This is a genomic window from Tautonia plasticadhaerens (assembly GCF_007752535.1).
Lineage (GTDB): Bacteria > Planctomycetota > Planctomycetia > Isosphaerales > Isosphaeraceae > Tautonia > Tautonia plasticadhaerens.
Map to the genome: position 1 here is coordinate 4071553 of NZ_CP036426.1, position 12507 is coordinate 4084059.

Here is a 12507-nt window from a genome sequence, read left to right on the forward strand (position 1 = left end):
CGGATCGGATCGCGCCGAACTTTCTCGGATTCGGGTCCGGATGCCCGATCGCGGGGGCCCGGCCGGATCGACGGGGCGGGGCCGGCCGTCCCGATGCCGATCGCCCCGACGGGATCATCGGCCCCGGCGGTCCATCGTCCGCCCCGGACGCCCGGGGATCAATCGCCAAGCCCCCGAGCCGGGGCATCCCCCTGGATCCCGATCAGTCCTCCGGCCCCTCGACCCGCTCCACTTCTCCCCAGCCGAGGCGTTCCAGGGAATCGAGGACCTGGGCCGCGTCGGCGACCACGACGGCGACGAGCCCCTCGGGGCGGAGCCGACGCCCGGCGACCCGGGAGAGGGCGTCGAGGTCGACGCCGGCCAGGCGCTCGGGGAATCGGGCGTGGTGGTCGGGGGGCAGGTCGTGGACGAACAGGCCGGCGAACCGGGAGACGAGGTCGGAGGGGGTCTCGAAGTGCCGGGCCTGCCCCTCCAGGAGGCTGCGGCGGGCATCGTCCAGCTCCCGGGGGGTGGGGGGGCGGTCCCCCCGGAGGGCCTCGATCTCCCGGGCGATGTCGGCCAACGCCTCGGCGGCCCGGTCGGTCTGCACGGAGGCGGCCACGGCGAAGGGGCCGGTGCCCCGACGGGAGTCGAAGGCGCTGCGGACGCCGTAGGTCATCCCCTTGCGCTCCCGGAGCGACTCGTTGAGCCGGGAGGTGAACTGGCCGCCGAGGATCTGGTTGAGCACGACGGCGTCGAGGTAGTCCTCGTCGGCCCGCCTCACCCCAAGGTGCCCGACCCGGACCGCCGCCTGGGGGGCGTCGGGCCGGTGGACCAGCAGGATCCGGCGGCCGGGGGGCGGGGCAGGGCTCGTCGGCTCGGGCGGCCTCGGGACGGCGCCGGCCCAGTCGCCGAGGCGCTCGTCGAGCTGCTCGGCGATCGCGTCGGGGTCCAGGTCGCCGGCGACGACCCAGGCCGAGCCGACCGGCCGGAAGTGCTCGCCGTGGAAGCGGACGAGGTCGGCCCGATCGAGCCCCTCGACCGCCGAGGCCGTCCCCTCGGAGGGGACGTGGTAGGGGTGGTCGGCCCCGAAGAGGGCCCGGAGCAGCACCCGGGAGGCCACCGACTCGGCCCGGTCGCGACGGGCCCGCAGGGCGGCGAGCGACTGGCCCCGGATCCGGGCCCATTCCGGCCCGGGGAAGGTGGGGTTGAGCAGGATGTCGGCCGCGAGGTCGAGGCTCCGGTCGAGGTTCGGGGCCAGGCACCGGACGCCGACGTACGAGCCGTCCCACCCGGCGCTGGCCCAGAGGCTGGTGGCCATCGACTCGGCCCGCTCGGCCAGCTCGACGGCCGACCGCGACGCGGTCCCCTCGTCGAGCATCGCCGCCGTCATCGCCGCCAACCCGGCCCGGTCCGGCCCGTGGGCGCCGGCCCCGGCGGGCACGGCCAGGCTGGCGGTGATCACCGGGAGGTCCCGGCGGGGGATCGCCCACAGCTCGGCCCCGCACCGCAGGGCCCGGCGCTCCGGGGACGGCGCCCGGAAGGGGACCGGCGCCAGGGCGGCCGGGGCCGCCGAGCGGTCCAGCGGCGCGGCCCGCCTCGGCTCCCCCCCCCGGCCGAGCACGACCAGCTCGACCCGGGGGGCGGTCGTCCCGTCCTCGCCGACGAGCAGCCGGCCGACGACCTCGGCGACCTGGTCGTCGGCGACCCGCTCGAAGCGCTCGAAGTCGGAGGTAATCCGCCCCGGGTCGCCGAGGTAGACGTTGAAGGCGTTGAGCCGGTCGGCCACGCCGCCGAAGCCGCCGAGCGACTCCAGTGCATAGATCAGGGCCCCGAGCCTGCCGGTGCGGACCCGGGCCAGCTCCTCCCCGCCGGGGCCCCGGGCCAGGTCGGCCAGCTCGGCGTCGACCACGGCCCGGGCCTCCTCCCACGACCTCCCCGGCCGGAGCGTGACGACCACGCCGAAGGTCCCCGCCAGCTCCCGGCCCGACTGGTAGGCCGAGACGTTCTGCGCCAGCTCCCGCTCCAGGACCAGGCGGCGATACAACCGACTCGACCGCCCTCGGCCCAGCAGGTCGGCCGCCAGGGCGAGCGGGGCGTCATCCGGCCCGAACTGGGGGACGGTGTGCCAGACCAGGTGCAGGCGGTCCAGCTCCACCCGGTCCCGGACCCGGATCGCCCGGTCGGACGGCGGGTGGACCGCGGGCACCGCCGGGCGGACGGCCGGGGCGCCGCCGGGGATCGGGTCGAAGTAGCGGTCGGCCAGCGCGAAGGCCCGATCCTCGTCCAGGTCGCCGACCAGGCAGAGGCTGGCGTTGCTGGGCACGTAGAAGCGGCGGAAGAAGGCGTCGACGTGCGCCCGGGTCGCCGAGGCCACGTCCTCCATCGCGCCGATCGTCGGCCAGTGGTAGGGGTGGTCCGGCGGGTAGAGGGCCTCGGCCAGCAGCCGGGGGACCTGCCCGTAGGGGCGATTGGCGTAGTTCTGGCGGTACTCGTTGGTGACGACGCCCTTCTGGATCTCCAGCTTCTCGTCGGTCAGGGCCGGCAGGAGGTGGCCCATCCGGTCGGCCTCCATCGCCAGGGCCAGCTCCAGGTGGGCGGTGGGCAGGTCGACGACGTAGTTGGTCCGGTCCGGGGAGGTGGAGCCGTTGACCGAGGCCCCCAGGGGCTGCAGCGGCGTGAAGTAGTCGCCGGGGAAGTGGAGCGAGCCCTCGAACATCAGGTGTTCGAAGAGGTGGGCGTAGCCGCGCTGGCCGTGGCGCTCGTCCTTGGAGCCGACGTGGTACCAGAGGTTGACCGCCGCCAGGGGCAGCCGGGGGTCCCGGCGGACGATGACGTCGAGCCCGTTGGGGAGGGTCCGCTTGCTGAAGGGGAGGGCGGGGGGGCGGAGCGGGGCGTTCATGCCGGGTCGGGATCCTGCGGCGTCTCGGCTCGACGGGGAGACCCGACGGCCCCGGGGCGGGCCGGCACGACCGGCCCCCCCGGAAGTCACATCCCCACCTTAGCCGAAGTACTCTTTCGTGCCTACCGGTCCGCAGGGTACGCTGGGACCGATCGGGACGCCGCATGAGGCATGGCCGGGTCCCGGCCGGCCGACGGTTCCCCCCGGGGATCGCGTCGGGGGCTGTCGGGCCGACCCCGAGCCGCAGTAGAATACCACCCCCAAGGTCGCGGGCCGGCATGATCGCGTGGCCCGCCCCGGTCCCCCTCCCGAGGGGGCGGCCCGGGGCCGATCGACCCGAGGACCGTCCGGCAATCGCCCGAGACGCCGGGCCGGGCGGCGCGCGATCGCCGAAGCAGCGAGGCCCCGTCGTGAACTGGCAAGACATCCTCATCGACGCCGCGGCGACGGACACCGGCATGCGGCGGTCGAACAACCAGGACAGCCACGCGATCGTCCGGGCCAAGACCGTCGAGGCCTGGAAGAAGCGCGGGCACGTCTTCATGGTCGCCGACGGCATGGGCGCCCACGCCGTCGGCGAGCTGGCGAGCAAGCTCGCCTGCGACAACATCCCGCACAACTTCGCCAAGCTGAAGGTCGACAGCACCGCCGAGGCCCTGACCAAGGCCTACCGCGAGGTGGCCAACATCATCCACGCCAAGGCCACCGCCAACAAGGACTTCCAGGGCATGGGCACCACCTGCTCCACCCTGGTCCTCGGCCCCGGGGGCGCCCTGATCGCCCACGTGGGGGACTCCCGGGTCTACCGCATCCGGGGGGGCACGATCGAGCAGCTCACCTTCGACCACAGCCTGGTCTGGGAGCTGATCCGCCGCAACCACCTCCCCCCCGAGCACGCCAAGAAGGCCGTCCCCCGCAACGTCATCACCCGGAGCCTGGGGCCCGACCCCAACATCGAGGTCGACATCGAGGGGCCCCACCCGGTCGAAGCGGGGGACGTCTACCTGCTCTGCTCCGACGGCCTCTCCGGCCCGGTCGAGGACCCCGAGCTGGGCGCCTTCGCCGCCCACTTCCACCCCGAGGTCGCCGGCCGCTACCTGCTGCACCTGGCCAACCTCCGGGGCGGCCACGACAACATCACCGTGATGGTCGTCCGCGTCGGCCCCTGGGAGGACCCCGACGACCCCAATGCCTCGGTCCTGACCGCCGCCGACGCCGGCGACGCGGGCAAGGGCAAGAAGGGCTTCTCCCTCGCCGGCCTGATGAACGCCTTCCAGCGCAAGCCCGCCCCCGAGCCGGCCGAGGAGCACATCTACCGGACCGCCCCCTGCGCCATCGACGACGCCCTGCTCAACCGGATCGCCGAGGACCTCCGCCAGGCCCAGGCCGCCGCCGTCGAGCAGGCCTGGCCGATCGACTGGGCCGCCCTCACCGAACTCCAGCTGCGGGCCAAGCAGGCCCGGGCCTCCGGCGACCCCCGCAAGGCCCTCCGCCAGCTCGGCGAGATGATCGTCCGGCTCGGCGTCGCCGGCCGCCTGCACCGCAAGGAACGCGGGCCGATCGGCGCCCACTGATCGATCGGGCCTGCGCCCCGGCCCGATCCCGATCGTATCGCCCCGCACGCCCCGCCCCGCACCGCCGCCGCACGACGCCGAAGCCTACCCCGATGGACACGCCCCCCCCCCGGCCCGAGACGACCTGCGCGAGGGCCGTCCCGCCCCCGCCGTCGTCGACCGCCCCGCTGGTCCCCCCACCCCAGCTGAGCGTCGTCTACCGCTTCGAGGGGCTCGACCACGTCGACGCCGTCTACCGGGGGGACGCCGACGGCTTCGTCTACGCCCGGGACGGCCACCCGAACGCCGCCGCCCTGGCGGTCCGGGTCGCCGAGCTGGAGGGGGCCGAGGCCGCCCTCGTCTGCGCCTCGGGCATGGGGGCGACGGCCGCCGTCCTGCTGGCCGAGCTGGGCGAGGGGGACCACGTCGCCTACGCCGAGCAGCTCTACGGCAAGACCATCTCGCTCGTGCGTCGGGAGCTTTCGCGGTTCGGCGTCGCCTCCACCGGCTTCGACGCCACCCGGCCCGAGACGCTCTCCGAAGCCCTCCGGGACCGGACCCGGCTCGTCTTCGTCGAGACCCTCTCCAACCCCCTGCTCCGCCTGCCGGACCTCCCCCGGCTGGCCGAGGTCGCCCGGGGGGCCGGGGCGAAGCTGGTCGTCGACCACACCTTCGCCCCCTTGCTCTGCCGGCCGATCGCGCTGGGGGCCTCGTACGTCGTCCACTCGGCCACCAAGATGATCGGCGGCCACAGCGACCTGACGCTCGGCCTCGTCGCCGCCTCGGCCGGCGACGTCGCCCGGGTCGCCCGGGTCTCGTCCGCCTTCGGCCTCTCGGGCAACCCCTTCGAGAGCTGGCTGGCCGCCCGGGGGCTGGCGACCCTGCCGCTCCGCTCGGCCCGGTCGGGCGAGACGGCCCTGGAGCTGGCCCGGCGCCTCTCCCGGTCCCCCGCCCTGCGGGCCGTCCATTATCCCGGGCTGCCCGGGCACCCCGACCACGACCTCGCCCGGTCGCTGCTGCCCTCCGGCTCCGGCGCGATGGTGACGATCGACCTCGGCGACCGGGCCCGCGCCGACGCCTTCATCCGGGCCCTGCGGCACGTCCCCTTCGCCCCCAGCCTGGGGGACGTGGCGACCACCCTCAGCCACCCCGCCACCACCAGCCACCGCGGCCAGGACCCCGAGCTGCTGGCCCGCCTGGGCATCACCCCCGGCCTGGTCCGCCTCTCGATCGGCCTGGAGGCCGCCGACGACCTCTGGGCCGACTTCGAGCGGGCCCTCGGCCCGCTGGGTGGGTGACCGCCGATGTCCGATCCCCTCCCCCGGAACCCGAGCCTCCCGTGAGCCAGCCCACCACCCCGCCGACGACCCTGTACCCCGACCGCCGTCCGGCCCTCGGCCTGGCCCTGCTCGGCCTCTGCGCGGCGATGGCGGGGGCCTGGCTGGCCTGGCGGGGGTGGTCGTTCGCCGGGGTCGCCGCGACGGTGGCGGGGGCCGTGGTGCTGGTCGGGGCCCTGATCTGGCTGATCCCGAGCCGGGCCTACCTGCACCTGACGGATCGGGGGTTCATCTATTGCACCGCCTTCAATCCGAAGCGGGTCGACTGGGCGGACGTCGCCCGGTTCGGCGTGCTCCCCGGCCCGGACGGCGGCCGGGTCGCCTGGGATTACGTCCCCCTCTATCCGGCCGACGCGATCTCTCGCGAGCAGACCAAGGCGCGCACCGGGTTCGAGGCGGTCCTCCCCCGCTGCTGCCACCTCCGGGGCGATCGGCTCGCCGAGCTGCTCGAACGCCGCGGGGGGCGGGCCTCGGGCTGACCCCCCGGGGGGCGCACCGGCCCCGCCGACCCCGCCTCATGCGGGGTCGCGGGCCCGGGCCGGTCTCCGGGGCGGAGGGGCGCGGAGGCCGCTCAGACCACCCCGTAGACGTAGGACATCAGGTTCTTCTTCTCCTCCTCGGCCTCGCCGTGGAGGACCCGGACCAGGTCGCCGACCGAGACGAGCCCGGCGAGGCCGCCGTCCTCGTCGAGCACCGGGAGCTGGCCGATCATGTATTCGCTCATCCGGCCCATGGCGTCGTGGACCGAGTCGCCCACCGAGCAGGTGGCGACCTTCCGGGTCATCACCGCGCCGATCGGCTGGTGGCAGAACTCCTTGCCCTTGTTGTGCAGGCCACGGAGCACGTCGCGCTCGGTGAAGATGCCGACCATCGCGCCGGAATCGTCGAGGACCGGGAGCGAGCCGATGTTGTGCCGGACCAACTCGGCCACCGCCTCGGAGACGGTCGAGCCGGAGTCGATCGTGATGAGCGGGCGGTCCTTGGCAGCCAGGACGCTTCGGATCTGCATCGTGTGTCCCCCACGACTGCGACGCGACCGTTGATGGGTCGGCGGGCCGGCACGATCGACCCTGCCCGTCGCGCCTGGATTTGGAGATACGCGTGTGGAGAAGGGACTAGCCTGGACATCTTGAACCATCCCGGGCGCCGATGCAACAGATTTCGGCACGATTCGGCCGGCGGATCGACACGCGACGATGGCCGACCGCGAGGATGCACGCCCCCCCCACCCCGGGCGGCCCGGGGCCCCGAATGCCACCCCGGGTCGCCCCCTCCCTGGGAGGGGTGTGGCCGGTGCGCCTACACTGGAGACTCCGAGGGCGCCGGGGCGGCGCGGCCGGCGGTCGGCCGACCCGCCCCGATCGATCGATCGGGGAACGTCCGGGGATCGTCCATGGCCGGGTCGCGCGTGGTGGTCATCGGCGGCGGGGTGGGTGGGCTCTCCGCCGCCCTGGAGCTGGCCCGACGGGGGGCGGTCGTGACGCTCCTGGAGCGTCACGACCAGCTCGGCGGCAAGGCCAGCCAGCGCCGGGAGTCCGGCTACCGCTGGGACGAGGGGCCGAGCATCGTCGTCATGCCCTGGGTCTACCGCGAGCTGTTCGGGCTCGCCGGGCTCGACCCCGACCACTACCTCCCGCTCCGACGCCTCGACCCCGCCTTCCGGGTCGTCTTCCCCGACGGCCGACGCCTGGACCTGCCCGCCGACGAGCCGGGGATGCGGGACGCCTTCGCCAGCGTCGACCCCCACGACGGCGCCGCCCTCGGGCCGTTCCTGGGACGGCTGGACCGCTTCGCCGCCAAGATCGGACACGCCTATTGTGACCGGATGCTGGAGAACTGGTCACAGGTGATCGCCTCCCCGCTGATGACCTCGGCGATGATCATCTCCCCGTTCCAGCAGTACGCCGCCGAGGTCGACCGCACCTTCCGCTCCGGGCCGATCCGGGAGCTGCTCTACGGCTTCCCCACCTACTCCGGCTTCAACCCGGTCACCGCGCCGGCCTCCCTGCTAATCATCCCCTGGACGATCATCCGGGAGGGGGTCTGGTACCCCGCCTCGGGGGGGATCGCGGCGATCCCGCTGTCGATCGCCGCCGCCTGCCGGGACCTGGGGGTCGACATCCGGACCGGGGTCGAGGTCGAGGCGATCGACCTGGACGCCTCGGGCCGGGTCCGGGGCGTGGCCACCTCCGCCGGGCCGATCGCCGCGGGCGCGGTCGTCTCCAACGGCGATTACGTGCACACCCATCGGCTCCTCCGGGGGGGTCGGGGATTCGCCCCCGAGGTCGAGGCCGTCCGGGAGGGCAAGGTCGAGCCCTCCGGCTCGTTCTTCACGGTGCAGCTCGGCTGCGACCGCACCTGGGACCTCTCGGCCCACCACCTGCTCGTGCTCACCGAGGGGTCGGGCCGGGTCTACGACGAGGTCTACGGGCGCGGCGAGTTCCCGAGCGACCCGCCGCTCTACGTCAACGTCACCAGCGTCACCGACCCCCACGACGCCCCCGAGGGCGGCAGCAACCCCTTCCTCGTCATCGGCGCCCCCGCGATGAAGGCGGGCGCCGAGGCCGACCCCGACTTCGAGGAGCGTTATGCCGACCGGCTCGTCGCCCGGCTGGAACGGGCCGGGATGACCGGGCTCAAGGACGCGACCGTCACCCGACAGGTGACGGGCCCTTCGGACTGGGTGCGGAAGTTCCACGCCTTCCGGGGGGCGATCTACGGCCTGGGGAGCACGCACAACATCCTCGGCGGCGGCTTCCGGCCCCTGAACTACCGGCCGGAGATCCCAGGCCTCTACTTCGTCGGCGGCGGCGTGCAGCCGGGCGCGGGGCTGCCGATGGCCGTTCAGAGCGGCAAGATCGCCGCCGGCCGGGTCGGCCGGGACCTCCGCCTCCGGGGCCGGGCCGGGTCGAGGGCCCGGATCTGACTCGACCTGACCTGATCGGGACGCCCACGGGGATCGTCGGATGAGCATCGCGTTCGTCGTCAGCATCGCGGTCGCCCTCGGCTGGCTCGGCCTGGCCGCCCTCTGCATCGGCCGCTCCCGAGACTCCCGGCGCCTGCCTCCCGCCGACGCCCCCCCCGGGCCAGACGCCCCCACGGTCGTGGCCGTGGTCCCGGCCCGGAACGAGGAGGGCCGCATCGGCGAGACGCTCCGGTGCCTGATGGCGCAGGAATACCCGCACCTGTCGATCCTCGTCGTCGACGACCAGTCGACCGACGCCACCGCCGGGGTCGTCCGCTCGGCCTCCCCCGGCGCCGGCACCGAGGCCCATCCCGTCCGCCTGCTGCCGGGGGGGGACCGCCCCGAGGGCTGGGTCGGCAAGACCTGGGCCCTGCACCAGGGGGTCGAGGCCACCGATTCGGAGTGGATCTGGATGGTCGACGCCGACCTCTGGCTCCACCCCCGGGCGCTGGCGACCGCGATGGAGCAGGCGGATCGGGCCGGTGCGGACCTCGTCTCCTTCCTCGGCCGCCCCCGGTGCGAGACGTTCTGGCAGGGGTCGATCGCGCTGGCCCTGGTCCAGATCCTCTCGATGCTCTACCCCCTCCGCCGGGTCAACGACCCGACGCGGGCCGAGGCGCTGGCGCACGGGGCCTTCGTGCTCATCCGGCGGTCGACCTACGACCGCGTCGGCGGCATCGGCAGCGTCCGGGGGGAGATCGTCGAGGACATCCGGTTCGCCTCCCGGGTCAAGGCCGAGGGGGGGCGGATCCGGGCCTCGGCCGCGCCGGCGCTGTCGCAGACGCACATGTACGGGACCTTCGGCGACATCTGGCGAGGCCTGCGCAAGAATGCCTACGCCGGGATGGATTATCTCCCCCACAAATACGTCACCGGGTCGATCCTCGGCCTGCTGATGGCCTGGGCCCCGCCGCTCTCGCTGCTGATCGGGCTGGTCGGCCTGCTCACGCCCCGGGCCCCCTCCCCCTCGCCGGTCGCCTGGGCGGCGGTGGGGCTGTCGGGATGGCTGGCGCAGGCGGCGGCGGCGATGCCGGCGGTCGTCTTCCTGGAATTGCCCCGGATCTTCGCCTTCTCGCTCCCGGCGGGGATCGCCGCGTACGTGGCGATCACCTCGGCGAGCGTCTGGCACTACGCCCGGGGCCGGGTCCTGTGGAAGGACCGCGCCTTCCCCTCGCGGGTCGTCAAGCCGCGGCCCTCCCGGGACTGACCGGTCCATCCGCCTCTCGGTCGGCGGGACGGTCCCGGACCCCGCTCCCCGCCCGCGGGGGGCGGGAGGCGGGGGCTCGATGACGCCGGGCCGCCCTCGTCGGCGATCGGCTCAGGCACCCAGCCCGGGCAGCCATCGCAGGGCGTTCTCCCGGAAGATCTTCCGCAGGATCGCGACCGGCAGCCCGAGGCCCGTCGTCTCCCGGCCGTCGTACTCCATCGGCCCGTCCTCGGAGAAGAACCGCCAGTCCTGCTCGTGACGCTCCCGGAACGACCGCGCCGCGGCCTCCTCCGGGCCCCCCCGGTAGGAGGAGTCGGTGCCGTAGAGGATCCGGTCCTGATGCCGGGTGAGGAAGTCCCGGACCCGATCCCGATCCCCCCGGGCGAAGTAGCGGACCCGGGCCGCGGTGTCGACCGCGAAATTGGGATGGGCGTCGAGCCGGGCCGACAGCCGGTCCAGGTCGTCCTCGTTGCTGCCCAGGTGGCAGCCGACCACGCGCAGGTCCGGGTAATGCGCCAGCACGCGATCCCTCGCGGCCAGGATCTCCTCCTTCGGCGGCGCCCCCTCCTTGCCGAGCATGTGCCACTGCGGGTTCCGGGAATAATAGGAGAACTCCGGGTTGTCCTCGTCGAGCGGCAGCCAGGCGCCGTCGGGTTCTGCGAGGTGGGCGACCAGCGTCCGGCCGGCGTCCCGGATCGCCTCGTAGATCGGCAGCAAGCGGCGGTCGTCGGGCAGGAGATACTCCCCGGACTCTCCCCGGATCGCCATCCCGATCGTCTTCCAGATCTTCACGGCGATGGCGCCTTGGTCGAACGTCTCCCGGAGCCCGGCGACGGTCCGGTCGACGAAGTCCGGGTCCTCGAACCCCCGGGCGTCGAAGGTGGAGGCCCAGGAGAGCGTCCCCCCGCTCCGCTCGGCGACCTCCCGGGTCGCCTCCAGCTTGGCCTGCAGGTCGAACGGCTCGTCGCCGACCGCCGGGCAGACGACGATGTCCAGCCCCCGCCAGCCCGACTCCCCCAGCGAGGTGACCAGTTCGGGGGCGGGTTGATGGATGTGGATGTGCGTGTCGATCCGCCCGAACTCCGGGCCCTGGGCCCCCCGGGCCGGGGAGGCGGCCGGGACCAGGAGCGAGGCGGGCAGCAGTCGGAGCAGGTCCCGTCGGCTGAGCATCAAGGAAGGCTCCTCGGTCAATGATGGGATGGGCGGCGCCGGGCCTCCCGCTCAGAGGTCGGCCAGCGGGCCGTCGGCGTCGCCGAAGCGGGCCAGGGAGACGCCTATCCGCTCCATCAGCGAGAGATACAGGCGGCAGGCGCGGCGGTCGTCGTCCGGGCGGTCGAGGTAGTCCAGCACCCGGCCTGTCCTCAGGGTCCCGCCCGCCCGGCCCGCCAGGAGGATCGGCATCTCGTCGGCCTGGTGGCGGTCGCCGTCGAAGAGGTTGGAACAGCACATGAGCAGGCTGTGGTCGAGCAGGGTGCCCTCGCCTTCGGGGATGCCCTTGAGCCGGTCGACGAGGTAGGCGAACTGGCCGACGTGGAACTGGTTCGTCTTCAGGTACATCGCCTCCAGCTCCGGCTCACGGCCGTTGTGCGTCAGGTCGAGGTGGAGGCTGCCGCGGACCCCGTCCAGGAACCCGAAGTTCATCTGGGAGAGGTCGTTGTTCAGCATGCAGGTGGCGATCCGGGTCTTGTCCATCTGGAAGGCGAGGACGAGGAGATCCATCATCATCCTCATGTGATCCGGCACCTCCTGCGGCAGCTGGTCGCCGGGCCTCGGGATGTTCGGCGCCTCCAGCGTCGGCCGACGGCCTTCGAGGCGGCCGTCCTCCGAGGCCCGGTCGATCCGGCGCTCCACGTCCCGGATCGATTCCAGGTACTCGTCCAGCTTCCGGCGGTCGTCGACGCCGACCCGGCCCCTCAGGGCCTTCGCGTCGTCGAGCACCTGGTCGAGGATCGAGCGGTCCAGCCGGCGGCCCTCGGGGTCGCCCACGAGCAGGTCGAAGACCCGGGCCGGGTAGATCTCCTTGGTGGCGGGTTTGGTGTCGGTCGCCCAGGAGATGGACGACCCGTAGATCATCGACAGCCCGTCCTCCAGCCTCAGCTCGGTCGGCTCGATGCCCAGCACCAGGCTCGGCACGGCCGTCCGCCGGCCGATCTCCCGGGAGAGCACCTGGTCCATCGATTGCCCGGCCCGGATCTCGGCCTGGTCGGTGCTGACCCAGGCCCCCGACAGCAGGTTCGGCATCCTCCCCAGGTGGGCGCTGGCGTGCCGGACGGCCTGCTCGTTGAACAGGCCCCTCAGGAAGACCAGATCCTCCCGGAAGGGCCGCATCGGCTCCAGCCCGGGGCCGATCTCCATCCCCGATCCGCTCCCGCGGGCCCACCAGTGCTCCGGCTCGACCCCGTTGGAGAAGTAGACGCAGGCGAACCGCACGGGGGGGCTCGACCCGTCGTCGGTCGGGACGACTCGCTTGCCGGTGTCCTCGGCCCGGACCGGGAGCGACTCCAGCCAGGGGAGCGTCAACGCCAGCCCGCCGCTGCTCCTCAGGAAGCCTCGACGGCTCATCG

The 12507-nt window shown here is 73.8% G+C and carries 9 protein-coding genes; 5 read left to right on the forward strand and 4 right to left on the reverse strand.

Features of this window, described 5'->3' with window-relative positions:
• Positions 1–202: 202 nt before the first annotated feature.
• Positions 203–2881 (reverse strand): M16 family metallopeptidase, encoded by a 2679-nt coding sequence (locus tag ElP_RS16240; protein ID WP_145271026.1) that lies wholly within the window; start codon positions 2879–2881, stop codon positions 203–205.
• 410 nt (positions 2882–3291) lie between these two features.
• On the opposite strand from ElP_RS16240, the gene ElP_RS16245 reads away from it, so the two are divergent.
• From ElP_RS16245 to ElP_RS16255, 3 genes are all read left to right on the forward strand, one after another.
• Positions 3292–4455: a PP2C family protein-serine/threonine phosphatase gene (locus ElP_RS16245; RefSeq protein WP_145271028.1), complete on the forward strand. Its 1164-nt coding sequence runs from the start codon at positions 3292–3294 to the stop codon at positions 4453–4455.
• Positions 4456–4547: 92 nt separating this feature from the next.
• The gene (locus ElP_RS16250; RefSeq protein WP_145271030.1) at positions 4548–5732 is read left to right on the forward strand and encodes a trans-sulfuration enzyme family protein; all 1185 of its coding nucleotides are present in this window, start codon (positions 4548–4550) and stop codon (positions 5730–5732) included.
• A gap of 41 nt (positions 5733–5773) precedes the next feature.
• Positions 5774–6250, forward strand: a complete 477-nt coding sequence (locus ElP_RS16255; RefSeq protein ID WP_197447032.1) for a hypothetical protein — start codon at positions 5774–5776, stop codon at positions 6248–6250.
• Between the two features lie 92 nt (positions 6251–6342).
• Here ElP_RS16255 and ElP_RS16260 read toward each other — a convergent pair whose 3' ends face one another.
• Positions 6343–6780 (reverse strand): CBS domain-containing protein, encoded by a 438-nt coding sequence (locus tag ElP_RS16260; RefSeq protein ID WP_197447033.1) that lies wholly within the window; start codon positions 6778–6780, stop codon positions 6343–6345.
• A gap of 384 nt (positions 6781–7164) precedes the next feature.
• Between ElP_RS16260 and ElP_RS16265 the strand changes: the two genes are divergently transcribed.
• Both ElP_RS16265 and ElP_RS16270 read left to right on the forward strand, forming a co-directional pair.
• Positions 7165–8697: a phytoene desaturase family protein gene (locus ElP_RS16265; RefSeq protein WP_197447034.1), complete on the forward strand. Its 1533-nt coding sequence runs from the start codon at positions 7165–7167 to the stop codon at positions 8695–8697.
• Positions 8698–8737: 40 nt separating this feature from the next.
• Positions 8738–9943 carry a glycosyltransferase gene (locus ElP_RS16270; protein ID WP_145271038.1) on the forward strand — a complete coding sequence of 402 codons (1206 nt, stop codon included), beginning with the start codon at positions 8738–8740 and terminating at the stop codon, positions 9941–9943.
• A gap of 111 nt (positions 9944–10054) precedes the next feature.
• Here the strand turns inward: ElP_RS16270 and ElP_RS16275 are convergent, their stop codons facing one another.
• Both ElP_RS16275 and ElP_RS16280 read right to left on the reverse strand, forming a co-directional pair.
• Complete coding sequence (locus ElP_RS16275) at positions 10055–11113, reverse strand: amidohydrolase family protein (RefSeq protein ID WP_145271040.1); 1059 nt, start codon at positions 11111–11113, stop codon at positions 10055–10057.
• Between the two features lie 51 nt (positions 11114–11164).
• The gene (locus ElP_RS16280; RefSeq protein ID WP_197447035.1) at positions 11165–12505 is read right to left on the reverse strand and encodes a DUF1552 domain-containing protein; all 1341 of its coding nucleotides are present in this window, start codon (positions 12503–12505) and stop codon (positions 11165–11167) included.
• Positions 12506–12507 lie beyond the last annotated feature (2 nt).

Coding starts and splice junctions, on each gene's coding strand:
- ElP_RS16240 (WP_145271026.1), bottom strand. CDS start 2,881: ATGAACGCCCCGCTCCGCCCCCCCGCCCTCCCCTTCAGCAAGCGGACC.
- ElP_RS16250 (WP_145271030.1), top strand. CDS start 4,548: ATGGACACGCCCCCCCCCCGGCCCGAGACGACCTGCGCGAGGGCCGTC.
- ElP_RS16260 (WP_197447033.1), bottom strand. CDS start 6,780: ATGCAGATCCGAAGCGTCCTGGCTGCCAAGGACCGCCCGCTCATCACG.
- ElP_RS16265 (WP_197447034.1), top strand. CDS start 7,165: ATGGCCGGGTCGCGCGTGGTGGTCATCGGCGGCGGGGTGGGTGGGCTC.
- ElP_RS16270 (WP_145271038.1), top strand. CDS start 8,738: ATGAGCATCGCGTTCGTCGTCAGCATCGCGGTCGCCCTCGGCTGGCTC.
- ElP_RS16275 (WP_145271040.1), bottom strand. CDS start 11,113: ATGCTCAGCCGACGGGACCTGCTCCGACTGCTGCCCGCCTCGCTCCTG.
- ElP_RS16280 (WP_197447035.1), bottom strand. CDS start 12,505: ATGAGCCGTCGAGGCTTCCTGAGGAGCAGCGGCGGGCTGGCGTTGACG.